Consider the following 21,342-nt stretch of genomic DNA (forward strand, 5'->3'; position numbering starts at 1 on the left):
CGGCCATCCGGGCTACTGGTCCAGGCGGATGTTGTTGGTGCGGATCACCTGGCCGAGGCTTTCGGTATCGGCCCGCAGCCGGCGGCGGAAGGCCTCGGCGCCATCGGCCCGCACCTCGCCGCCCAGTTCGGCGATGCGGGTGCGGAGCGCCGGTTCCTCCAGCACCTTCTTCACCTCGGTCTCCAGCCGCGCCACCGTCGCCGGCGGCGTATTGCCCTGCACCAGCAGCCCCTGCCAGGTGCCGGCATCGGGATGCGGCCAGCCGAGTTCGCGGAAGGTCGGAAGATCCGGCACGCTGGCGAGGCGGTGCGGGCCGGAGACGGCGATGCCCCGCATCTGCCCGTTGACCACGAAGGGTTGCGACTGGGTCGCGCCCGCCATGGTGAGATGCGCCTCGTTCGAGGCGACCGCCAGCAGCGCCGGCGCGCCGCCGCGATAGGGGACGGAGGTCATCTCCGTGCCCCAGGCCGCGGCAAGGGACAGGGCGACGATATGCGACAGCGTGCCGGTGCCGGGAATTGGCGGCGTTCAGCTTGCCGGGATTGGCCTTGGCATAGGCGACCAGGCTGGCGGCGTCCTGCACCGGCAGGGCCTTGCTGACCGCCAGGATATAGGGCGCGTAGATCAGCATCTGCACCGGCGCCAGGTCGCGCTCCACATCGAAGGGCAGGCGCGCGAAGAGGCTGGGGTTGGTGGCCAGCACGCTGACATCCAGCAGCAGCATGGTATGGCCATCGGGCGGGCTCTTCGCCACCAGGTCGGCGCCGATATTGCCGCCGGCGCCGGCACGGTTCTCGACGATGACGGGCTGGCCGAGCGCGCGGCCGAGCGGCTCGGCGATCAGCCGCGCCAGGATGTCGCTGGTGCCGCCGGGAGCATTGGGCACGATGATGCGGAGCGCCCGGTTGAAATTCTGGGCACGGGCGATGCCCGGGGCGGCGAGCAGCGTCGCGCCGGCAAGCAGATTGCGTCTTTGCATCACCACCTTCCTCCTTGGACCTTCACCGCGCTTCAGGGCCTGTCAGACGCTCAGCGCGTCCGGGACGTCCTGGCCGAAATAGGCATGTTCGAGCCGGCGCGGCAGGTCCGACTCGTCGGCCGGCGCCTGCAGGACCACGCGGCCCTGGGCCAGCGCATAGACCCGGTCCGATACGGCGAGCGCCTTTTCGATGAGCTGCTCGACCAGGAGCACCGCGGTGCCGGCCCCGCGCAGCCTGCGCACCACGTCCAGCACGCGGTCGACCAGCACCGGCGAAAGCCCCGCCGAGGGCTCGTCCAGCATCAGCAGCCGCGGGCGCCGCACCAGGCCCTGCGCCACGGCCAGCATCTGCTGCTGCCCGCCGCTCAGCGCACCGCCGCGTTCGTGGCGCTTGGCGGCGATCTCGGGAAAGAATCCCAGCGCTTCCTCGATGCGCGCGCCCCGCTCGCCCCGCGGCAGGTCGTAGCCGGCGAGCAGGAGGTTCTCGGCCACCGTGATCTGGGTGAAGATCCGGTGGCCTTCGATGACATGCACCAGCCCGGCGCGCGCCGATTCGCGCGGGCCGGCATCCCGCATGTCGTGGCCGCCGAAGCGGACGCTGCCGGCGCTCCAGGGCAGGAGGCCGGAGATGGCGCTCAGCAGCGTCGTCTTGCCCGCCCCGTTCGGGCCGAGCAGCGACACGACCTCGCCGGTGCCGACCTGCAGGCCGACGCCGTGCAGGACGGCGATCTTGCCGTAGCCGGCTTCGAGGCCGCTGACCTCAAGCAGCCCTTCAGGCGCCGAGATAGGCACTGACGACCTCCTTGTGCACACGGATCTCCGCCGGCGTGCCGGCGGCCAGGACGCGGCCGAGATTCAGCACGGTGACATGGTCGCAGATATCAAAGATGAGGTCGGCGTGATGCTCGACCAGCAGCACGCCGGTGCCCTGCCGGCTGATCGCGCGGATCAGCGCGCCGAGCCGCAGGATCTCCTCCGCCGATAGCCCGGCCGCGGGCTCGTCGAGCAGCAGGAAGCGGGGGCGCAGCATCAGCGCCCGCGCGATCTCCATGAAGCGGAGCTCGCTGTGCTGCAGCCGGTCGGCGCGGACCTCGGCCAGCGCCTCCAGCCCGACGCTGCGCAGCGCCAGCAGCGCCTGTTCCCGCAGCATGGCCTCGTCGCCGCGGTGCCGCGGCAGGCTCAGCAGCGATTCGGCGAAGCTGCCCCGGCCGTGGATCGTGCCGCCGACCATCACGTTCTGCAGCACCGAGGCCTCACCGATCAGCCGCGGCGTCTGGAAGGTCCGGGCGATGCCGGACGGTGCCCGCTGCTGCGGCGCGCCCGGGGGCAGCGGCGCGCCGTCGAGGGTCACGCTGCCGGCCTCCGGCGTGTAGAAGCCGCAGATCACGTTCAGCGTCGTGGTCTTGCCCGAGCCGTTCGGGCCGATCAGCCCATGCACCTGGCCGCGCTCGATCGTCAGGTCCAGCCCGTCGATCGCGCGCACCCCGCCGAAGCTGAGGACCACGCCCCGCAGCGCGATGCTACCCGGGGCGCCGCCCCGCCCCAGGACCCCGGGCAGCAGCTCGGGCCGGGGCAGGATCGCGCGGTTGCTCTCGAGCGGCCGCCGGTTCCTGAAGTCCAGCAGCGCGGCGATCCCGCCGGGCGCCGCGAGCACGATCAGCAGCAGCAGCGCCGCGTAGAGGAAGGTGGACCAGACCACCAGCGGGGCGGCGAATTCGGGCAGCCAGGTCAGCACCACCGTCGCGATCAGCGGGCCCAGGATGGAGCCGCGGCCGCCGATCAGGATGGCGATGAAGAACAGCACCGAGAGGTCGAAGGTGAAGGCTTCCGGCGTGATGTAGGATTGCAGGGTGGCGAAGAGCCCGCCCGCGATGCCCGCGACCGCGCCGCTGAACAGGAACACCGCGCCCAGCATCCCGCGCTTGGAGATCCCGGCGGATTCGGCCGCCACCTCGGCATCGCGGATGGCGACCAGCGAGCGGCCGAAGCGGCTATGCGCGATATTCGCCGTCATCCAGGTGCAGAAGGCGGCGAGGGCCAGGCAGAGCAGGTAGAAGCCCAGCGCCGTGTCGAAGGGCGCGGGCAGCATCGGGCCGGGCACGCCGATCCCGCCGCCGGTCACGCTCTGCCAGGCCAGGGCGATCTGGGTCACGATGGTAGCGAAGCCCAGCGTCGTCATGGCGAAGTAGAAGGTCCGTAGCCGCAGCGCGGGCAGGCCGATGAGCAGCCCGAAGGCGGCGCCGACCAGCGCCGCCACGGCGAATGCGGCGAAGGCCGGCAGCGGCGGGAGCACGTTGCCGAGCACGAGCACGCTGGTGGTGTAGGCACCGAGGGTCAGCAGCGCCACCCAGCCGATCGCCAGTTGCCCGGCGAAGCCCACCACCAGGTTCAGGCCGGAGACCAGGACCCAGTAGATCGCCGCGCGTGTGGCGATCAGGGTCCAGTAGTCGTTGCTGACCGCGGGCAGGAGCAGGCCCGCGCCGAAGATGAGGACGAAGGGCACCACCTGGCGCAGGGTCTCGCCCGTGCCGCCGCGTTGCACCGGTGCCGCCCGGCCTGCTGCTTCACTCATGTGCAATGACCGTTCATACCCGCCGCTGCGGCGCCGCGCCGAAGAGCCCCTGCGGCGCCGCCAGCAGCACTATGATGAAGACCGCGAAGACCGCGACCGAGGCGAAGACGCCACCAACGGTGAAATACGCCGCCTGCTGGAACACGCCCAGCGCCAGCCCGCTGATGATGGCGCCCCGGTTGTTGCCCATGCCGCCGAGCGCCACGGGGACGAAGCCGTAGAAGTTCAGCATGGCGCCATTGGCGAAGAAGGCCAGCAGCAACTGCCCGGAGGCGAAGCCGGCGAGGCCGCCGATCACCCCCGCCAGGGCGTAGCTCGCCATGCGCAGGTTGCGTTCCGGCAGGCCGAGCGCGCGCGCGGCGAAATTATCCTCCGCGATCGCCAGGAAGGCGCGGCCGACCAGCGTGTGACGGTAGAGCAGCTCAAGCCCCACCACCACCGCCGCGCAGGCGAGCATCGGCAGCCAGAACTTTTCGTCCCCGGGGCCGCCGCCGCCGAAGCCGAGCAGTTGCGGGAAGGGCTGCGGCTCGGTGCTCCACTCGATGGCGGCGAATTGCTGCACCATCAGCGCGAGCGCCAGGGTGGAGAGCACATAGAGGTGCTGCTCCAGGCTCTTGAGCACGGGGCGGACGGCGACGATCTCGGTCAGCACGCCGAACAGGGCGCAGGCGGCGAGGGTGAGCGCGAAGCCCAGGATCGCGGGCAGGCCGAGCACGCCGATGAAACCCGCGCCCAGCACCCCGCCCAGCATGCCGAGCTGCCCCGCGGTGAAGCTCATCACCCGCGAGGCCGAGAACATCACGTTGTAGGTCACGCCAATCAGCGCATAGACGGCGCCGATGGCGAGACCGGACATGACGATGGCGATGAGCATGGCGGCGTCCGGTCCCAGCCGGCCTCAGCCATAGCCCGGCGCCAGCTTGTAGGCGCCCAGCCGCTGGGTATTGGCCTCGGACATGACCAGGTCCGACAGCGGCAGCCCGTTGTGGTCGGTGGGCGACCAGCTGTAGCTGGCAAAGAGGCCCGGGTAGTTCCGCACCGTGTTCCAGTAGCCGATGATGGACGCGGCCTCGGTGTTGCCGCCTTCCTGCACCGCGCGCGCGATCAGGTTGATCGCGTCCACGCCCGCCAGCACCCACCACAGGGTGGTGTCCTCGAGCGTGATCTTGCCGCGGACGCCGTCCACGAATTCCTGCACATGGGCCGGCAGCCGGTCATCGGCCCCGAAGCTGCAGTTCTTGAAGCCGAGGATATAGGTCTTCTGCCAGTTCTCCGGCTTGGCGATCAGGTTCCCGACCTCGCCCGAGCCCATCGCGGGATGGCCGATGAAGGCCACGTCCCAGCCCATGTTCGCACGGGTGTTCATGAGCCGCGAGATCAGCCCGGGCGAGACGCTCCAGACCGCGATGGCCTCGGCGCCGCCATTGCGCATGCGCAGCATGTCCGGCGTGACATCGGGCTGGGTCGCGTCGATCGTGGCCTTGTAGACCACCTCGGCGCCGCGCTTGGCAAAGGCGGCGGCGGAGCTGTTGACGGTCGTGGTGCCGTAGCCGGTGGTGTCGCCGATCACCGCGAAGCGCTTCAGCTTCATGACATCGACGCCGTAGCCGCTCACCGCATCGTCGATCTGGCTGTTCGAGGGGGCCATGCGGAAGGCATTGGGGTATTTGGTGGTGTCGATCAGGCTGTCGACGAAGCAGGGATGGATATCGGGCATCTTGGCGCGCGCCATGATCGGGGTGGTGGCCAGGGACTCGCCCGAATTCGTCGGCCCCCAGATCGCATGCACCCGGGCGCGGCTGATCATCTCCTGCGCCGCATTCACCGCCTTGGTCGGGTCGCCCTGGGTGTCGCGGACGATCAGCTCGATCTTGCGGCCGCGCACGCCGCCGGCGGCGTTGATCGCGTCCACGGCGTGGTGCACGCCGCGGTCGAACCCGATCGCCGGGGCGGAGCTCGGCCCGGTGAGGGCCGCGAGCCAGCCGATGCGGATGGGGTCGCCCTGGGCGATGGCCGGGCGGGCGAGGCCGAAGCCGGCGGCCGCGGCCAGGCTGGCCCCGCCGAATGTCAGACCGCGACGCGTGGTCTTCATGGCATGTTCCCTCATGGTTGTCGGCCGGCTGCCCTTGATGGCACCGGGGTAGTCGGGCCCCCGCGGCCGGCCTCGGTGCCGGCCCTCATGTCTTCGCCGCCCCGGTGCGCGTCGGCGGCGCCCTGGTGTAGCGCGCGAGGATCCCGGGGTCGGGATCGCAGCCGAGGCCGGGCCCGGCCGGCACCGCCAGCTTGCCGTCCCGCGCGCGGACCCAGGGGTCGAAGGGATTGGCCTCCATCTCGAGCCAGAGGACCTCGATCAGCGGGCGCTCGATCAGCGCGGCCGCGAGATGGAGTGTCGCGATGAAGCCGGGGCCGAAATAGGGGCTGTGCGGCACGACCTCGACGCCATGCGCCTGCCCGAGCGTGATCACGCGCCGCATCTCGCCGATGCCGCCGATCTTGGTCACGCTCGGCTGCGCGATATCGATGGCACCGGCTTCCATCAGCGCGCGGAAGCCGAAGAGGCCGGCGGTGTTCTCGCCGGCCGAGAGCGGGATGCCATAGCGGCGCAGGCTGGCGAGGCCCGCGGCGTCCTCGGGTGGCCAGACCGGCTCCTCCAGCCAGAGCAGCCCGTCCTGCGCCAGCCCGGCCGCCATGCCGCGCGCCACCGGCGGGGTCCATGCGCAGTTGACGTCCAGCATCACCGCCGCGTCCGGCGCCGCCGCCTGCGCGGCGAGCACCGCGTCCCGCGTGAGCTCGTGCAGCTTCACGTGCCGATAGCCCTGCGCCCGGGCTTCCGCCGTGTTGCGCGCCACGAGCCCGAGGTCGCCGCCATAGGAGAGCAGGCTGGCATAGGCGTCGAGCGGCCCGGGCACGCCGCCGCCGAGCAGCCGGTGCAGCGGCTGGCCGGTGCGCTTCCCGAGCAGGTCCCAGAGGGCGATCTCTATCCCTGAGAAGGCATAGACGAAGGGGCCGTTGCGCCCGAGCAGGTGCACGCCGTGCAGCACCCGGCGCGTCAGCGCCTCGATGTCGCCGGCGTCCCGGCCCACTACGAGCGGCGCCACGATGCTGTCGAGCGCCGCCTTGGTGGCCGCGGTGGCGGCATGGCCGAAGGCCTCGCCCCAGCCGACCAGGCCATCCTCCGTCTCCACCCGGATCAGCAGGATCTCGAGCCGATCCCAGGGCTGGCCGGCGGATCCAGGGTGCGGGCCGCCCATCGAGAAGGGCAGCGACACGACCGAGGATTCCACTGCCGTGATGAGCATGGAGGTCCGCCCGCAGGGTTTGGCCCGCCTTCTGCTCCGGGCGGGCTGCGGCGCATCGTGGGGCGCCTGAATAATAAGTTCAACCGGGTTTTTGCCGGCTCTATGTAAGATGACCTGATGGGATTGAGCTTCCGGCAGTTGGAGGTCCTGCGGGCCGTGGCCCGGCACGGGGCGGTCACCGCGGCGGCTTCGGACCTCCGCGTGTCGCAGCCCGCGGTCAGCATGATGCTGCGCGAATGCGCCGCGGCGGCCGGCTTCCCGCTTTTCGTGCGGCGGCAGGGCCGGCTGCAGCCGACCCCGGAGCTGCGCGTCTTCCTGGACGATATCGAGCGGGTCTTCTCCGGGGTCGAGCGCATCAACCGGCTGATCGAGGACATGCGCGACGCGAGCGTCGGCTCCGTCGTCGTCGCGGTCACGCCGGCGCTCGCCGACAGCCTCCTGCCATCCGCCATCGCCGCCTTCCGGCGCACACGCCCGCGCATCCAGGTCACGGTGCAGGCCATGGACAACATCGCGGTGGTGGAGACGGTGATGCAGGGGAGCGTCGATTTCGGCCTCGTGCTCACGCCGATCGCCGATGTCGATGCGAGGCTGGTGCCGCTCTGCACCGGCGAGCTCGTCTGCATCGCGCATCCCGACAGCCCGCTCGCGGGCCGCCACACGGTCGAGCCCCGCGACCTGGCGCCCTACCCGCTCATTTCCTTCAGCAGCAGCCTGCCGCTCGGGAGCCTGGTCGAGCGGAGCTTCCACGAGGCGGGCGTCCCTCGCCGGATCGCGCTCGAGGTCAACCAGTCCTCGGTGGCACTCGCGCTGGTCCGCGCGGGCGTGGGAGTCGCCGTGGTCGACCCGTTCCTTCTGATGGGGGAGCGGGAGCCGGGCATCCTCCGCCTGCGGCTGCGCCCGCAGGTCATCGTGGAAGCCCAGGCGCTGGTTCCGCGCGAGGGAGCCCTCTCGCGCCCGGCGCGCATGCTCCTGGCGGCCACTCGCCGCGTCGGATCGGCCCTGATGGGCGATGCGCCGCTTCCCGCGCCATTGCGCCAGGGGCAGGGGCAGGGGCAGGGGCAGGGCGAATACCCCTTGCCGCGGGAATTCCGGGGGGAACCGGGACGTGATGCGCCAATTCGAGCGCCCTCCCGAGCTTGGCCGGGCCGGGAACCCCCTTCCGCGCGGTGCATTGAATCCCTGCCCATCCCGGGCGGAGGCCAGGCAGATGACCGAAGGCAAGACCCCCGCGCAGGATCGCGCGGCCAAGCCGGGCGCCAATGAGGGTGAAGGCAGCCAGAGCGGCGCCCGCGCCTATAACGAGGCCACGAGGCGCTTCGCCGAGAGCGGCAAGGCCGGGCCCGCAGCGCGCGATGCCGCCAAGGCCATCGAAGGCAAGGAGGGCGAGGCGCTGCGCCAGGCCGAGCGCGAGGGCGCCAGGCACAGCCATGGCGAGGACCCGGCGCTCAAGCGCTAGACCGCGATCGCCCGAGGTGGAAGCACCGGGGGCGTGAATCGCTGTCATGCCGCCCGGTCGTCCGAAGGCGCAGCCGGAGGGCGTGAACCGGTCGGCAGGATACCGGCTGCGGCCCCGCCTATTCCACCGTCGCGCCCGCCACCCGCGCCACCTCCGCCCAGCGCGCCTGTTCGGCGCGGATGAAGGCGTTGTAGGCATCGGTGCCGAGTGGCCAGGGCTCGGCGCCGACCTCGCGGAACCGGGCGGCGATCTGCGGATCCTCCATCGCCTCCAGCAGCACCGCGGCCAGCCGATCCACGATGGCGCGCGGCGTGGCGGCGGGCGCGGCGATGCCGTACCAGGAGGAGACGTCGAAATCCGGCACGCCGAGTTCCTGCAGGGTCGGGATCCCCGGCATGGTGGAGGCCCGCCGCGCGGTGCTGACGCCGATGGCCCGCAGCTCGCCCGAGAGCACATGCGGCCGGGAGACCGGCGCGTTGTCGATATTGAACAGCACGTCGCCGCCCAGCACCGCCTGCAACGCGGGTGCGGTGCCGCGATAGGGCACATGCGTCGCCTCCACCCCCATCCGGCTGGCAAACAGCAGCCCCGAGAGATGCGAGGAGGTGCCGGCGCTGGCCGAGCTGAAATTGGCCTGGCGCGGATTGGCGCGGATATAGGCCGCCAGCTCCTGTGGCGTGCGGATCGGCAGCTCCGCCCGCACGATCAGCACATTCGGCAGCGCCGCGAAACGCGCCACCCCGGGCAGGTCGCGCAGCGGGTCGAAATTGCCGCGGTTGCGGTAGACGGCGGGGCTGATGGCGTGGGAGGCGATGTGGTTGATGGTGAAGCTGTGCCGGTCATTGGCGCGGATCGCCGCCTCCGCCGCCAGCATCCCGCCGCCGCCCGGCCGCGGGTCGATATAGAGCGGCTGGCCCAGGCGTTCCCGCAGCCGGTTCTCCAGGATGCGGAGGAAGATGTCGCTGACGCCGCCGACCTGGGCGCTGATGATGAAGCGCAGCGGCCGGTCCGGCCAGTCCGGCTCGCCCAGCGCCGGCCCCGCGACGAGGGCGAGGCCGCCCCCGGCGAGGAATTCCCTGCGGCCACGCATTGGCATCCTCCCTCCCGTTTCCGGCCCGGGGCCGGCCCGGGCGGGCGCACCGGCACGGCGCAGCCCCGGGCACCGAGCGGGGATTGAGGGGCGTTCCACCCCTCCGGATCAAGCGCCATGAAGGGCACCGGCCTTCCAAGGCGTGAGCCCCGGCCCCGTGGCGGGCATGGCGCCCGGATCATCGTCGGGCGCTCCGCCCGCCCCCCGCCCGCACCGCTACCGTTCCCGTTGCGGCGAAACCGGGCTATCCTCCCCACCATGCGTCACGCCCTGTTGACTGGCCTGTCGCTGCTCCTGCTGGCCGGCCTCGGTGCCGCCGCCACGGCGCAGCCCCGGCTGCCGCCCTCGGTGCTGCCCGGCCTCGGCACCGCGGACCCCCGCCGGCCGGTGGACTTCCGGGCCGAGCCCTGGCGCGCCCTGGGCCGGGTGCAGCTCGAGATCGGCGGGCGCTGCACCGGCGTGCTGGTCGGGCCGCGGCTGGTCCTGACCGCGGCGCATTGCTTGGTGGCACGCCGCGCCGGCAGGCTGGTGCAGCCGGGCAGCGTGCATTTCCTGCTCGGCCATGACCGTGGCAGCCATGTCGCGCATGCCCGCGTCACCGCCTATCGCACCGGCCCCGGCTTCCTGGCGGCAGGCGCATCGGTGGCCAGCGACTGGGCGCTGCTGACGCTCGACCAGCCGATCGGCACCCCCGGCCATGTGCTGCCCCTGCTGCGGCAGGCGCCGGCGGCGGGGGCGGCGCTGATGCTCGGCGGCTATCAGCGCGACCGGCCGGAGGTGCTGCTGGCCGATACCGGCTGCCAGGTGCTCGGCCTCGGCGCCGGGGCGGATGGCCGGCCGCTGCTGCTGCATGACTGCGCCGGCACGAGCGGGGTCAGCGGCGCGCCGCTGCTGGCGCGCGGCCCGGATGGCGGCTGGGCAGTGGCGGGGGTGGCGGCGCGCGCCGCGCCGCAGGCGGCGCGCGGCTTGGCGGTGCCGGCCGAGGCGATCGGCCTGCCGCCCTGATACCAGCGGCCGATTTCATCGACCCCTGGTATGTTTTTTCTTGCCCTCAAACGCGTCGTGCCGAAGGCACGCCTCCGGCGTGACGCGCAAACCTCCGGTTTGCTTGGCTTCGCCGCACTGGCGGCGGGCGCCGCCCGGCGCCTCGGACCGGTCGATAGACCGGTCCATTGGTATGAGACGGCTGCGGGTGGTCTCCGCAGACCCGAAGGCCGGCGCGCCCGGGCCGGACCGCGATGCGCTCTACCCCTCCTCCTCCAGCCGCGCGATGTCGTCGTCGGAGAGGCCGAAATGGTGGCCGATCTCGTGGATCAGCACGTTGCGGACCAAGCGGAACAGGTCCTCCCCGGTCTCGATCCATTCCAGCAGGATGGGCTCGCGGAACAGCAGGATGGTGTCGGGCTCCTGCGGCACGTCCAGCACGCTCTTCTCGGTGAGCGGGATGCCGCGGTAGAGGCCGGTCAATTCCCAGGGGCTTTCGATGCCCAGGTCCTCCAGCGTCTCGTCATCCGGCACCTCCTCGACCATGATGGCGGTGCCGCGCACTAGGTCGCGCAGGACCTGCGGGATTGCGGAGAAGGCGGCTTCGGCCATCTCCACGATGTCGTCGAGGCTGGGGGGGACGGTATGGCGCATGCCCCGCAGCGGAGGCCGCCCCGGCCCCCGCGTCAAGCGGGGAGGGACCCAGGGAGGCAGCGATGGTGGAACGGCTGGAGGATGCGGCGCGGGCCCGGTTGGCGGAGGACCTGCCGGAATGGCGGATGGTGGCGGGGCGCGACGCGATCCGCCGCGAATTCCGCTTCCGCGATTTCAGCGCCGCCTGGGGCTTCATGGCCCGGGTGGCGCTGCTGGCGGAGGCGCAGGACCATCACCCGGAATGGCTGAATGTCTGGAACCGGGTGGAGATCCTGCTGACCACGCATGATGCCGGCGGCCTCTCGGCCCGTGACATCCGCCTGGCGCGGGCAATCGACGCGCTGCTGGGCTGAAGCGGCCAGCGGTCAAGGGCAGGAACAGCATGCCAGCGGGGCCGATGGAATCGGCCGCCGGCGTCAGGCGATCCGCTGGTCCTGGCGCAGGCCCTCGGCACCATCCCGGGCGCCGGGCGACACCGAGGCCGCCAGTTCGGCCAGCGTGGTGCGGCCGAGATTGTCGAGCATGGCCACCTCCGCCTGATCGAAGCGGGTCCGCAGCAGGCCGGGCATCCGCAGGCCCACCGGGCAGGCCGGATTGGTCCGCCCATGCACGCGCAGCAGGCTGTCCTTTTCCGGATGGATGGCGCGCCAGACATCCCGCAAGGTGATGGCGGCGGCCGGCCGTGCCAGGGAGGCGCCGCCGGGGCCGCGCTGCACGGTGATGAGGCCGGCCCGGGCCAGCAGGCCGGAGATCCGCCGCACCACCACGGGATTGGTGCCGATGCTCCAGGCCAGCCGCGCACTGGTGGAATCCTCGGCCGGGTCCTTGGCGATGAGCGTCAGGATATGCAGGGCGACGGCAAACCGTGTGGCTATCATGCGAAGACGCAAACCATGAGTTGGAATATAGATTTGCCAACCTGACACCTTCCTTATGCCTTGAGAAGATCGCTCATGACAAAAGATATATTTTCTTATGCATGAAACCCTTGCTCCTGCGGCCCGCACCGCGCTGGTATGCCGCGCCGCGGTGCGCTTCTGCGCGCTGCGCGGCTGGGCGCCCGTGCAGGAGATGCCGCTGCCGAATGGCCGCCGCGCCGATATCCTGGCGCTGCTGCCGGATGGCGGCTTCGCCGTGGTGGAGGTGAAGTCCTGCGCGCGGGACTTCCTCTCCGACGGCAAATGGCCGGATTACCGGGAATATTGCGACCGGCTCTATTTCGCGGTCGATCTTGATTTCCCCGAGGGCCTGCTTCCCGCCGATGCCGGGCTGCTGGTGACCGACGGCCCGGAGGCGGCGCTGCTGCGGGAGGCGCCGGCGCATCCCCTGGCGCCGGCGCGGCGGCGGGCGCTGCTGCACCGCTATGCCGTGGTCGCCGCCGGGCGCCTCGCCGCCCTCTCGGACCCGGCCGGGCATGCCGAATTGCGCGCCGCGCTCAAGGTGGAATAGAGCGGATCGCCGCAGGGCGGAACCGCCCGGAGGCGTGAATCTGCTCTACGAACAACAGCCTACAGCGGCGCGGGAACCCTTTCTTCACCAGGAGGCGGGCATGCTGCGGCCAGATGTCAGCAGCAGGTCTTCCCGATTGGCTCGCCAAGGTCGACTCCGGCCATTACCGGCCGGTGACCTTCCTCGAGCGCGGGATCGCGCTGCCCTTCACCACGCCGCATCTGCTTGGCGGCCGGATCAGGCCGGGCGAGCGGCGCGGGGCGGAACTCGTGCTGGCCAACCCGGCCGGGGTCGAGGGCGTCTATGTCCTGCCCTGGTCGGCGATGCCCGATATCTGCTCGCCGACGCTGCATGACCGGACGCTCTGCGCCCGGGTGACGCAGCTCACCTCCCTGGCACCACGCTTGGTGCGGGAGGTGGCGCGCGGCGTGGCAGCCGAGGGTTTCGCCGGCCGCGCCGCGGCCCGGGCCGCCGCCACGGCGGAAGCCGGCCGGCGGCAATCCAGGATGCTGCTGCACTACAACCTGCTGCTGGAACTGCTGCGGCAGGTGGAGCCGCCGGGCAGTGGCCTGCCACCGCCTGAGCGGGACAGCCCCGCCAGTGTCGAGCGGCGCGCCCTGGCAGCGCTGACGGGGCTGTGCCGCAACAACGGCATCGCCCCCCGGGGCAGCACTGGAAGCCCTGGCGGAACTGGCCAATGCCTTCGAGGACTGCGGCCTCCGCCGCGACGCGCAGCATGCCCGGCTGCCGCTGCTGGCGGCCGAGATCGGCCGGATGGCACGCGAGGCCGAGGACTGGGCGAAGCACGGCCAGGACGCGGACCGTGCCTGCGCCCGGCTGCTGGCGCTGAGCAGCGACCTGACCCTGCGCTGCTGCCAGCCGGCCTTCACCACGGCTTTCGAGATGCTGGACGACCTCTGGCGCCTGCTGCACCGCTGGCGCGTCGCGCCGGAGGAGATCCTGGGCCCGCTGGCCCGGCCGGAATGGCTGCTGGACGGCTGGGAGCTGATCTGCGGGCTGTGGCGCGGCACCGACCCGGCGCAGCGCGGCGCCGCGCTGCTGGAAATGGCCGCGCTGGTGCCGGTGATCCCGGCCGAGGTGCGCGACTGGGTCGGCTTCGACCTAGTCGGCGAGATGCACGCGCACCGCTCCGGCATGAGCCGCCTCGTGCGGCTGAACCACGACTGGAAGACCGGCCGGCTGATGGACCTCACCGCACGCAACGAACACCTGCTGGCGCTTTGCGCATGACCGGGCGGCTTCGCGAGGTGGCCTGGCTGGGCCAGAACCTGGCCAAGGTGGATGATGCCGCCCTGCAACGCGTGGTGTCCCTGCTGGACGGGCTGCGCGAGCGGGGCGAGGCGGACCGGGTGCTCGACCAGGCACGCAGGCGGCTCCGCGCATTGCGCCCGCCACGGCCGCTCGGCTTTGCCCGCATCCTGTTCCTGCCCTTCGACGGCGCCATCACCCCCTCCGCTCGCTGGCGGCGGGGCGAGGCGCTGCTGCCGCGCGGCGCCCTGGCCGCGCTTGCCGCAGCGGTGCAGGCCGGCCTCGGCGCGAATGCGGCACCGATCCTGCAGGCCTGCGAGGGCCGCACCACGGCGGATGCCGGAGCGATCGCGCAGATCGGCGCCCTGCTCTGGCCCGCCGCCACGCTGCCGCCGGAGGCGCCGCCGGACTGGGCCCTGACCGGGCTCCCCACCAGCGATTACCAGGCGATCGCCGCATTGTGCCGGCCGGTCTGGGCGGCAGGCCCCGCACTCTGGGCTGCCCTCTCCGCCGCCACCGAGGGGCCGCCGGAGGAGCTGGTGCGGGCGGCGCTGGGCGGGCTGGCCGGGGCTGGGCCGCAACCCTTCGCGGTGGCGCTCGCCGCGCTCATCGCCCGCGCCGCGGCGCCGGGGCGGGTCGCGGAGGTCGCGGCGGGGCTCGGCCCGGCGCTGCGCGGGGCGGCCTTGCAGGCGCTGGAGGCGGCGCTGGACCAGCCGCTGCCGGAATTCGACCGGCTCGATCCAGGATGCGCGACCCAGGCGGCGCGGGACCTCACCCGCCGGCTGGATGACCTCGCGGCCTGCCCCCTGCTCACCAGCGACCGCCAGCGCCGGTTGCAGATGCTGCGCCGCGCCGCCGAGGAGGCCTGCCGCGAAGCCTTCCTGGCCGCCGCCGAGCAGCAGCTTCTGGCCCCCGCCGCGCGCCTGGCCGAGGCGCCGGAGGTGGCGGACCAGGAGGTGGCGGCGCTGGAGGCGGAGGCCCGCGGCCTGCGGTTGTTGCAGGCGGCCGGACGCGGGCTTGGCGGCGCCGGCGCCTATGACCGCGCGCTGTGCGCCATGGTGGAGGGCCTCACCCTGCTGGGCGGCCGCGCCAGCCACCCGGCCGGGCTGCAGCGCATGGACCTGGCCCGCGCCATCGAGCTCCTCGCCGGCCCCGAGGCCGCCGCCGCGGTGCTGGCGGAACCCGGATAGGGATGGCCACCTGCTCAGCCGTTGTAGAAGGGCCGCCCGTGGTCGCGCAGCCAGAGCCGGACCAGGTGGCGGCGCCGCTCCGGCTCCGGCCAGTCCTGGAAGCCGGTGCGCTTGTGGCCCAGCGCACGGTTGCTCACGATCTGCACCTGGCCGGGCTGGAAGGTGAAGTCGAAGCGCAGCCGCGCCTCGTCCATGATGGCGTTGAAGGCATCCAGCGCATCCTGCCCCTCGGCATCCAGGGGCTCCCCCGCCATCGCATGGCCATTGACGATCTGGAAGCGGGAGATGCGGCCGAGCAGGCGCCCCTCCTGCCATTCCAGGATCGGCCGGCGCAGCACCATCGCATCGCCCGGCGCGTGCTCGCGCTGCCGGTCGAAGAGGAAGGGGCGGTAGAGGCGTGGCAGCAGATCGGGATGGCGGCGGCGCATCTCGTTATGCGCGGCCTGGAAGCTCACCAGGCCGCTGATGCCGCCCGCCATCGCGGTCCGCAGGCAGAACAGCGCCACGTAGTCGGGCGGGCAGATGTTGTAGCTGTTGTCGACGTGGAAATTCTGCTCGGCATTGGTGATGTCCGGGCGCACGCCATTGCCGGGCGGCTTCCCCATGTCCCTGACGTCATAGACCATGGTGCCGTCCCATTTCTGGGCGACCGGCCGGGCCAGCAGGCGGGCGAGCAGCCAGTAGAGCTTCACCGCGATGTCGCTCTCCAGCCGCTCCACCGGCAGGCGGTCCAGGATGACGAAGCCCGGCGCCTCGGCCAGCATCCGCCCGGCCTCCCGCAGCAGCGCCCGGCAGGCCTCCAAGGCGAAATCGCGCGGGTCGAGGGCCAGGATCGGCAGCGGGTTCCCGGCGAGCAGCGCGGCCGCCGCCTCCAACTCCCGCAGCGCCGCGGCGCCGATCGGCAGCAGCCCGGCCGTGGGCGGCAATTCCGCGCCGGCCCAGGCGAGGCCGCCGGTGAAGTCCCGCGCGGCGACCTCGGGGAAAGATCCTGCCTGCATCCTGTTCCTCCCGCAGTCTGGCGCGGCCAAGGCTAGAGCCGGGCCGAGTGCGGCGCCAGCACCGGCAGGCCCGCCCTCACTCCGGCACGCCGGCGGGGTCGCCGCTGCCGCTGCGGTAGCGGTGGGTGGATGCGCCGAAGGCGATCAGCGTGCCGGCGCTGTTGAAGACCTCGGTCCGGGCGAAGAAGACATTGCGCCCTGCGGTCATCACCCGGCCCTCGGCGGTAAGGCGCGTGCCGATCGCCGCCTGGCCGGTGAAGCGGCAATCGAGGTCGAGCGTCACCGCGCGGCGCACCCGGCCGGGGATCGGGCAGAACAGCCCGGCGAAGGCGGCCGCCTGGTCGATCATCGAGAGCAGCACGCCGCCATGCACGATGCCGGAACGGTTGGCATGCGGGGCATGGGTGTCGCAGACCAGCTTCGCATAGCCGTCGCGCCACTCGGCGACGACCACGCCGAGATGCTCGTGGTAGGGGGGAGTGGGAATTCGGGAAGTCAGGGAAGCCGGGCCTGTCCATGCCGGCTTCCGTGCCGCCCCGGCGGCGGCGCGTCAAGCCATGCGGGCGGGATTCAGGCGATCTGCAATTCCTGCAGCACCTGCTCCAGCTCCTGGAAGCTCGGCATATGGCTGGTCGGCGCCATCTTGCGGCCGGTCTCGACCGCCACCTGCGGCGCATTGCCGTGCAGATGCGCGACCAGCACGGCGCGGATCACCTCGTAGTATTTCGCCTCCTCCTCCACCACGCCCTTCAGCCGGCCGGCGAAGGGCGCCATCATCCCATAGGCCAGCAGCACGCCGAGGAAGGTGCCGACCAGCGCGCCGCCGATCATCTTGCCGAGCACCGCCGGCGGCTGGTCGATGCTGGCCATGGTCTTGATGACGCCGAGCACCGCGGCGACGATGCCGAGCGCCGGCAGCGCATCGGCCACGGTCTGCATGGCGTGGCTCGGGTGCATCTCCTCGGCCAGCACCTTCTTCAGCTCGCGGGCCATGACATCCTCGATCTGGTGCGGGTCGTCGGCATTCATGCCGACCATGCGGAGATAGTCGCAGATCAGCGCCACCGCGTGGTGGTCGGCGGCGATCTTGGGGAATTGGCGAAGGCGGCGCTTTCCTCCGGCTTCTCGATATGCGGCTCCAGCGCCATGGCGCCCTTGGTCTGGGCCAGGCGCACGAAGAAATACAGCAGGCTCAGCATCTCGACATAGTCGGCCTTGGTGTAGCGCGCGCCCTTCAGGATCTTCCCGAAGCCATGCGCCGTGTGCTTCACGTCGGCGATGCTGTTGGCCATCAGGAAGGTGCCGGCGGCGGCGCCGCCGATGATGAGCATCTCGAAGGGCAGGGCGTGCAGGATGATGCCGAATTTGCCTCCCGCCGCGACATAGCCGCCGAAGACGCAGGCCAGCATGATGCCCATCCCGACCAGGGTCATCATGGCGCGGCGGCTCCGGTGGCGGCAGGGGCAAGCTCCGGCGCCTCGCGCAGCAGGGTGATGGCGACGCGGCGGTTGGCGGCGGCGGCGGGCTGTTCGGGCAGCAGCGGCGCGCGGTCGGCATGGCCGGTGACGCTGCGCAGCCGCGCCTCGGCGATGCCGCCCTCCAGCAGCAGGCGGCGCACCGCATTGGCGCGCTCGGCCGAGAGTTCCCAGTTGCTGCGCTCGCCGCCGCGGAAGGGCGTGGCATCGGTATGGCCGGCGATGGCCAGGCCATTCGGCAGCCGCGCCGCCACCTGCGCCACCTTCTGCAGGAGGGCGCGGGCCCGCTCATTGGGGGCGGCGCCGGCCACCGGGAACATCGGCTGGCGCTCGGCATCCAGCAACTGGATGCGCAGCCCCTCCGGCACCTGCTCCACCACCAATTGGCGGGCAAGTTCGGCCAGGGCCGGGTCGTCCTGCACCGCGGCGCGGATCTCCTCGGCCGCCCGGTCGAAGGCCAGGCGCTCGCGGCGCTGGAATTCGGTCCGCAATGCCGTATCGGAAAGCTGCTCGGCCTCGGGTGCGGCGGCCATGGCTGCATCGGCCAGGATCTCGCTGGGGGCCTCTGCCGCCTGCGCCATCACGGTGGCGGCCTCGCCCGGAGCGGCGGCGGGGCCTGGCGGGGTGGCGGCGGGTGGCGCGGTGGTGGTCGCATCGGGCGGGGGCGGCGCCTCGCCCTCCTCCTCGTCGAGGTCGAGGCGGGTGGGGGCGGGGCCCTTCTCCACCCGGACCGAGCCGGTATCGGAGGCAAGGTTCCCGCTGGAATTCAAGGTCTGGCCGCCGAAGGGCTGGCCGTTGCCGGAGGTGCTGCGGCCCAGCACATTGGCCGGCGCGAAGTAGTCCGCCAGGCCGCGCCGCTGCTCCTCCGAGGTGGCGTTGAGCAGCCACATCAGCAGGAAGAAGGCCATCATCGCCGTGACGAAATCGGCATAGGCGACCTTCCAGGCGCCGCCATGGTGCCCGGCCTCGGCCGCCTCCTCCCGCTTGATGACGATGGTCGCGCCGCCATTCCGGCCACCCCTGGCCATGCCTGTCCTGCCCCTGCCCTGCTCCGGTTTGCCGATCCTGCGGCGACGGGCCTTAAATTCAGGCTAAGCTCCTCCCCGGATGGATCGCGGCCGGGCTTCGCCGCGCGGGCAGGCAGGCTGCCGCGCGAATGGGCAGGCAGCGGGCCGGCTGCTGCCTGTCGCCGCCCATGCCAGCCGCCCTGGCAGGGTGGCATGTGCCTTGCGAGTCCCATTGCCTGATCGCCGGCGCCGCCGCGCGACAACCGCCAGGGAGATGCCGGATCATGGCCTTGAAACCCCTCTTGCTCGCCGCCTGCCTGGCGGCCGCGGCCGGTGGCCCGGCCCTGGCGCAGGGCACCATCCGCATCGGCATGACGGTGGCCGATATCCCGCTCACCCATGGCCAGCCGGACCAGGGCTTCGAGGGCAACCGCTTCGCCGGAATCCCGATCTATGACGGGCTGACCACCTGGGACCTCTCCTCGGCGGAGAAGCCCTCGGTGGTGATCCCGGGCCTCGCCACCGAATGGGCTGTGGACCCCAATGACCGGACGCGCTGGGTGTTCCGGCTGCGAACGGGGGTGAAATTCCACGACGGCAGCGACTTCAACGCCGATGCCGTGGTCTGGAACGTCCGCAAGGTGATGGACCGCGAGGCGCCGCAATACGATGCCCGCCAGGTCGGGCTGACCACCAGCCGGATGCCGACACTCCGCCGCGCCGAGAAGATTGATGACCACACGGTCGCGCTCTACAGCAGCGAGCCGGACAGCCTGCTGCCGATCAACCTCACCAACCTCTTCATGGCGAGCCCGGCGCAATGGGAGCGGCTGCGCGCCGCCGCGCCCAATGCCGAGGCCGCCTGGAACGCCTTCGCCGCCGCCCCCTCCGGCACCGGCCCCTTCCGCGTCACCCGCTTCGTCCCGCGCGAGCGGCTGGAGATGGTGCGCTTCGACGGCTATTGGGGCGACAAGGCCAGGGCCGAGCGGCTGGTCATGCTGCCGATCCCGGATGCCAATGCCCGCATCGCGGCGCTGCTCTCCGGCCAGGTGGACTGGATCGAGGCGCCGGCGCCGGATGCGGTGCCGCAGCTCCGCGCCCGCAACATGGTCATCACCCAGAACCTGCAGCCGCATGTCTGGCCCTGGCAGCCCTGCTTCACCGGCGACAGCCCGCTGCGCGACGTGCGGGTGCGCCGCGCCCTGAACCTGGCGATCGACCGGGAGGGGTTGAAGCAATTGCTCGGCGGCTTCATGGTGGCGCCGGTCGGCACCTACCAGCCCGGCCACCCCTGGTGGGGCAACCCGGGAATCCCAGATCCGCACCGACAAGGCCGAGGCGCGGCGCCTGCTGGCCGAGGCCGGCTATGGGCCGCAGCGGCCGTTCAATCTCAAGGTGCAGATCTCGGCCTCGGGCTCCGGCCAGATGCAGCCGCTGCCGATGAACGAGTTCCTGCAGCAGGACCTGCAACCGCTCGGCGTGAACGTGGAATTCGATGTGGTGGACTGGAACACCCTGGTCACCAACTGGCGCCAGGGCTGCACCGCCCCCCTCGGCGCGCGGGGCGAATATGATCAACGTGTCCTTCTCCGCCATGGACCCCTTCTTCGCGCTGATCCGCTTCTGGTACAGCGGGATGGCGCCCCCCCGTCTCCAACAACTGGGGCTTCTTCAGCGACCCGCGCTTCGACCGCATGATCGCCGAGGCCCGCAATGCCTTCGACCCCGCCGAGCGCGACGCGGCCCTGGCCCGGCTGCACGCGGCGGGGGTGGACGAGGCGCTGTTCGTCTGGATCGCGCATGACGTGGCGCCGCGCGCCATGAGCCCGCGCATCCGCGGCTATGTCCAGCCGCAGAGCTGGTTCGTCGATCTCCGCCTGCCCTATATCCAGTGACGCCGGCCGGGGCGGATGGCAGCATCCGCCCCGCCATGCCTTCGGGGGTGCCTGAATGATCCTCTATCTGCTGCGCCGCATCCTTTATGTCGTGCCGATCGCGCTGGCGGTCGGCTTCGTCTGCTTCATGCTGGTGCAGATCGCGCCGGGCGATCCCATCAATGCCATCGTGCCGCCGGATGCGCCGCAGGACGTGGTGGAGCAGGTGCGGCGGGACTACGGGTTGGACAAGCCGCTGCCGGTGCAATTCGGCCTCTGGCTGCTGAAGGTGGTGCAGGGCGATCTCGGCCGCTCGCTGGCCACCGGGCGGCCGGTCTGGGCGGATCTGCGCACCGCCATCGGCAATACGCTGATGCTGGCCCTGGTCGCCTCCGGCCTCGGCTTCGTGCTGGGCTGCGTGCTGGGCGGGCTGGCCGGCACCTTCCGCGGCTCGGCGATGGACCGCGCGGCGGTAGGGGTGGCGGTCGCCGGCGTCTCGGTGCCGCATTACTGGCTGGGGATGGTGCTGGTGGTGCTCTTCTCGGTGCAATGGAACCTGCTGCCGGCCATGGGGGCGGGGCCTGGCGGCTCCTCCGACTGGGAATGGGATTGGGAGCACATGCAGCACCTGGTGCTGCCGGCGGTGACGCTCTCGGTCATTCCCATGGGCATCGTGACGCGCACGGTGCGCGGCATCGTGGCCGAGATCATGAACCAGGAATTCGTGGTGGCGCTGCGCGGCAAGGGGCTCCGGCGCTGGGATGTCTTCGTGCATGTGGTGAAGAACGCGGCGCCGAACGCGCTGGCGGTGATCGGCCTGCAACTCGGCTACCTGATGGGCGGCTCGATCCTGGTGGAGACGGTCTTCTCCTGGCCGGGCACCGGGCTGCTGCTGAACAGCGCCATCTTCCAGCGCGACCTGCCGGTGCTGCAGGGCACCATCCTGGTGCTGGCGATGTTCTTCGTGGCGCTGAACCTGCTGGTGGACCTGATCCAGACGGCGCTCGACCCCAGGATCAAGCGCGCGTGAAGGGATTCTCCGC

21 protein-coding genes and 3 pseudogenes are annotated in these 21,342 nt (G+C 71.7%); 10 read left to right on the forward strand and 14 right to left on the reverse strand.

Going from position 1 to position 21,342, the window contains the following annotated elements:
• Nucleotides 1–12: 12 nt before the first annotated feature.
• The 7 genes and pseudogenes from KSF81_RS28810 to KSF81_RS01080 all read right to left on the reverse strand — a co-directional run bounded on the left by KSF81_RS28810 (nt 13) and on the right by KSF81_RS01080 (nt 6,850).
• Complete coding sequence (locus KSF81_RS28810) at nt 13–519, reverse strand: tripartite tricarboxylate transporter substrate-binding protein (RefSeq protein ID WP_309139686.1); 507 nt, start codon at nt 517–519, stop codon at nt 13–15.
• A 61-nt stretch (nt 520–580) separates the two neighbouring features.
• Nucleotides 581–979 (reverse strand): annotated as a pseudogene (locus KSF81_RS28815) (Bug family tripartite tricarboxylate transporter substrate binding protein); the annotation flags it as partial.
• 42 nt (nt 980–1,021) lie between these two features.
• On the reverse strand, nt 1,022–1,771 hold the full coding sequence (locus tag KSF81_RS01060) for an ABC transporter ATP-binding protein (RefSeq protein WP_217377351.1): 750 nt from the start codon (nt 1,769–1,771) through the stop codon (nt 1,022–1,024).
• A complete protein-coding gene (locus KSF81_RS01065; protein ID WP_217377352.1) occupies nt 1,752–3,551 on the reverse strand; it encodes an ABC transporter permease subunit in 1,800 nt (599 codons plus the stop codon). Before KSF81_RS01065 ends, KSF81_RS01060 begins: the two co-directional genes overlap by 20 nt.
• Nucleotides 3,552–3,564: 13 nt before the next feature.
• Entirely contained in the window at nt 3,565–4,425 is an 861-nt protein-coding gene (locus KSF81_RS01070) for a branched-chain amino acid ABC transporter permease (protein WP_217377353.1), read from the reverse strand.
• A 24-nt stretch (nt 4,426–4,449) separates the two neighbouring features.
• Nucleotides 4,450–5,643 (reverse strand): ABC transporter substrate-binding protein, encoded by a 1,194-nt coding sequence (locus tag KSF81_RS01075; RefSeq protein WP_217377354.1) that lies wholly within the window; start codon nt 5,641–5,643, stop codon nt 4,450–4,452.
• 85 nt (nt 5,644–5,728) lie between these two features.
• Entirely contained in the window at nt 5,729–6,850 is a 1,122-nt protein-coding gene (locus tag KSF81_RS01080; RefSeq protein ID WP_217377355.1) for a mandelate racemase/muconate lactonizing enzyme family protein, read from the reverse strand.
• A gap of 117 nt (nt 6,851–6,967) precedes the next feature.
• Between KSF81_RS01080 and KSF81_RS01085 the strand changes: the two genes are divergently transcribed.
• Nucleotides 6,968–8,116 carry a LysR family transcriptional regulator gene (locus KSF81_RS01085; protein ID WP_217377356.1) on the forward strand — a complete coding sequence of 383 codons (1,149 nt, stop codon included), beginning with the start codon at nt 6,968–6,970 and terminating at the stop codon, nt 8,114–8,116.
• Entirely contained in the window at nt 8,061–8,309 is a 249-nt protein-coding gene (locus tag KSF81_RS01090) for a hypothetical protein (protein WP_217377357.1), read from the forward strand. The genes KSF81_RS01085 and KSF81_RS01090 overlap by 56 nt, the downstream gene beginning before the upstream one ends.
• A gap of 118 nt (nt 8,310–8,427) precedes the next feature.
• Here the strand turns inward: KSF81_RS01090 and KSF81_RS01095 are convergent, their stop codons facing one another.
• The gene (locus KSF81_RS01095; RefSeq protein ID WP_217377358.1) at nt 8,428–9,399 is read right to left on the reverse strand and encodes a tripartite tricarboxylate transporter substrate binding protein; all 972 of its coding nucleotides are present in this window, start codon (nt 9,397–9,399) and stop codon (nt 8,428–8,430) included.
• A 258-nt stretch (nt 9,400–9,657) separates the two neighbouring features.
• Between KSF81_RS01095 and KSF81_RS01100 the strand changes: the two genes are divergently transcribed.
• Nucleotides 9,658–10,404: a serine protease gene (locus tag KSF81_RS01100; protein WP_217377359.1), complete on the forward strand. Its 747-nt coding sequence runs from the start codon at nt 9,658–9,660 to the stop codon at nt 10,402–10,404.
• A 240-nt stretch (nt 10,405–10,644) separates the two neighbouring features.
• On the opposite strand, the gene KSF81_RS01105 is transcribed toward KSF81_RS01100, so the two are convergent.
• Entirely contained in the window at nt 10,645–11,037 is a 393-nt protein-coding gene (locus KSF81_RS01105) for a metallopeptidase family protein (protein ID WP_217377360.1), read from the reverse strand.
• A 62-nt stretch (nt 11,038–11,099) separates the two neighbouring features.
• Here KSF81_RS01105 and KSF81_RS01110 point away from each other — a divergent pair, with 62 nt between their 5' ends.
• Nucleotides 11,100–11,390 carry a 4a-hydroxytetrahydrobiopterin dehydratase gene (locus tag KSF81_RS01110; protein WP_217377361.1) on the forward strand — a complete coding sequence of 97 codons (291 nt, stop codon included), beginning with the start codon at nt 11,100–11,102 and terminating at the stop codon, nt 11,388–11,390.
• Between the two features lie 63 nt (nt 11,391–11,453).
• Here KSF81_RS01110 and KSF81_RS01115 read toward each other — a convergent pair whose 3' ends face one another.
• Nucleotides 11,454–11,915 carry an Rrf2 family transcriptional regulator gene (locus KSF81_RS01115; RefSeq protein WP_217377362.1) on the reverse strand — a complete coding sequence of 154 codons (462 nt, stop codon included), beginning with the start codon at nt 11,913–11,915 and terminating at the stop codon, nt 11,454–11,456.
• Between the two features lie 97 nt (nt 11,916–12,012).
• On the opposite strand from KSF81_RS01115, the gene KSF81_RS01120 reads away from it, so the two are divergent.
• The 3 genes from KSF81_RS01120 (at nt 12,013) to KSF81_RS01130 (ending at nt 14,945) form a co-directional block, all read left to right on the forward strand.
• A complete protein-coding gene (locus KSF81_RS01120) occupies nt 12,013–12,486 on the forward strand; it encodes an MmcB family DNA repair protein (RefSeq protein WP_217377363.1) in 474 nt (157 codons plus the stop codon).
• A 774-nt stretch (nt 12,487–13,260) separates the two neighbouring features.
• A complete protein-coding gene (locus KSF81_RS01125; protein WP_217377364.1) occupies nt 13,261–13,737 on the forward strand; it encodes a hypothetical protein in 477 nt (158 codons plus the stop codon).
• Complete coding sequence (locus KSF81_RS01130) at nt 13,734–14,945, forward strand: hypothetical protein (RefSeq protein ID WP_217377365.1); 1,212 nt, start codon at nt 13,734–13,736, stop codon at nt 14,943–14,945. The genes KSF81_RS01125 and KSF81_RS01130 overlap by 4 nt, the downstream gene beginning before the upstream one ends.
• A gap of 14 nt (nt 14,946–14,959) precedes the next feature.
• On the opposite strand, the gene KSF81_RS01135 is transcribed toward KSF81_RS01130, so the two are convergent.
• The 4 genes and pseudogenes from KSF81_RS01135 to KSF81_RS01150 all read right to left on the reverse strand — a co-directional run bounded on the left by KSF81_RS01135 (nt 14,960) and on the right by KSF81_RS01150 (nt 18,446).
• Entirely contained in the window at nt 14,960–15,943 is a 984-nt protein-coding gene (locus tag KSF81_RS01135; RefSeq protein ID WP_217377366.1) for a TauD/TfdA family dioxygenase, read from the reverse strand.
• A 76-nt stretch (nt 15,944–16,019) separates the two neighbouring features.
• On the reverse strand, nt 16,020–16,442 hold the full coding sequence (locus KSF81_RS01140; protein WP_217381514.1) for a PaaI family thioesterase: 423 nt from the start codon (nt 16,440–16,442) through the stop codon (nt 16,020–16,022).
• A gap of 71 nt (nt 16,443–16,513) precedes the next feature.
• Nucleotides 16,514–17,379, reverse strand: a pseudogene (gene motA, locus KSF81_RS01145) (flagellar motor stator protein MotA).
• Entirely contained in the window at nt 17,376–18,446 is a 1,071-nt protein-coding gene (locus KSF81_RS01150) for a flagellar motor protein MotB (RefSeq protein WP_217377367.1), read from the reverse strand. Before KSF81_RS01150 ends, motA begins: the two are co-directional and overlap by 4 nt.
• A 350-nt stretch (nt 18,447–18,796) precedes the next feature.
• On the opposite strand from KSF81_RS01150, the pseudogene KSF81_RS01155 reads away from it, so the two are divergent.
• The 3 genes and pseudogenes from KSF81_RS01155 (at nt 18,797) to KSF81_RS01165 (ending at nt 21,329) form a co-directional block, all read left to right on the forward strand.
• Nucleotides 18,797–20,123, forward strand: a pseudogene (locus KSF81_RS01155) (ABC transporter substrate-binding protein).
• Complete coding sequence (locus KSF81_RS01160; RefSeq protein WP_217377369.1) at nt 20,120–20,320, forward strand: hypothetical protein; 201 nt, start codon at nt 20,120–20,122, stop codon at nt 20,318–20,320. Before KSF81_RS01155 ends, KSF81_RS01160 begins: the two are co-directional and overlap by 4 nt.
• Before the next feature lie 55 nt (nt 20,321–20,375).
• A complete protein-coding gene (locus KSF81_RS01165) occupies nt 20,376–21,329 on the forward strand; it encodes an ABC transporter permease (protein WP_217377370.1) in 954 nt (317 codons plus the stop codon).
• Nucleotides 21,330–21,342 lie beyond the last annotated feature (13 nt).

It is taken from the genome of Siccirubricoccus sp. G192 (assembly GCF_019084075.1).
GTDB lineage: Bacteria > Pseudomonadota > Alphaproteobacteria > Acetobacterales > Acetobacteraceae > G192.

Coding starts and splice junctions, on each gene's coding strand:
- KSF81_RS01065 (WP_217377352.1), bottom strand. CDS start 3,551: ATGAGTGAAGCAGCAGGCCGGGCGGCACCGGTGCAACGCGGCGGCACG.
- KSF81_RS01070 (WP_217377353.1), bottom strand. CDS start 4,425: ATGCTCATCGCCATCGTCATGTCCGGTCTCGCCATCGGCGCCGTCTAT.
- KSF81_RS01075 (WP_217377354.1), bottom strand. CDS start 5,643: ATGAAGACCACGCGTCGCGGTCTGACATTCGGCGGGGCCAGCCTGGCC.
- KSF81_RS01080 (WP_217377355.1), bottom strand. CDS start 6,850: ATGCTCATCACGGCAGTGGAATCCTCGGTCGTGTCGCTGCCCTTCTCG.
- KSF81_RS01085 (WP_217377356.1), top strand. CDS start 6,968: ATGGGATTGAGCTTCCGGCAGTTGGAGGTCCTGCGGGCCGTGGCCCGG.
- KSF81_RS01090 (WP_217377357.1), top strand. CDS start 8,061: ATGACCGAAGGCAAGACCCCCGCGCAGGATCGCGCGGCCAAGCCGGGC.
- KSF81_RS01095 (WP_217377358.1), bottom strand. CDS start 9,399: ATGCGTGGCCGCAGGGAATTCCTCGCCGGGGGCGGCCTCGCCCTCGTC.
- KSF81_RS01100 (WP_217377359.1), top strand. CDS start 9,658: ATGCGTCACGCCCTGTTGACTGGCCTGTCGCTGCTCCTGCTGGCCGGC.
- KSF81_RS01105 (WP_217377360.1), bottom strand. CDS start 11,037: ATGCGCCATACCGTCCCCCCCAGCCTCGACGACATCGTGGAGATGGCC.
- KSF81_RS01110 (WP_217377361.1), top strand. CDS start 11,100: ATGGTGGAACGGCTGGAGGATGCGGCGCGGGCCCGGTTGGCGGAGGAC.
- KSF81_RS01115 (WP_217377362.1), bottom strand. CDS start 11,915: ATGATAGCCACACGGTTTGCCGTCGCCCTGCATATCCTGACGCTCATC.
- KSF81_RS01120 (WP_217377363.1), top strand. CDS start 12,013: ATGCATGAAACCCTTGCTCCTGCGGCCCGCACCGCGCTGGTATGCCGC.
- KSF81_RS01125 (WP_217377364.1), top strand. CDS start 13,261: ATGGCACGCGAGGCCGAGGACTGGGCGAAGCACGGCCAGGACGCGGAC.
- KSF81_RS01130 (WP_217377365.1), top strand. CDS start 13,734: ATGACCGGGCGGCTTCGCGAGGTGGCCTGGCTGGGCCAGAACCTGGCC.
- KSF81_RS01135 (WP_217377366.1), bottom strand. CDS start 15,943: ATGCAGGCAGGATCTTTCCCCGAGGTCGCCGCGCGGGACTTCACCGGC.
- KSF81_RS01150 (WP_217377367.1), bottom strand. CDS start 18,446: ATGGCCAGGGGTGGCCGGAATGGCGGCGCGACCATCGTCATCAAGCGG.
- KSF81_RS01160 (WP_217377369.1), top strand. CDS start 20,120: ATGATCGCCGAGGCCCGCAATGCCTTCGACCCCGCCGAGCGCGACGCG.
- KSF81_RS01165 (WP_217377370.1), top strand. CDS start 20,376: ATGATCCTCTATCTGCTGCGCCGCATCCTTTATGTCGTGCCGATCGCG.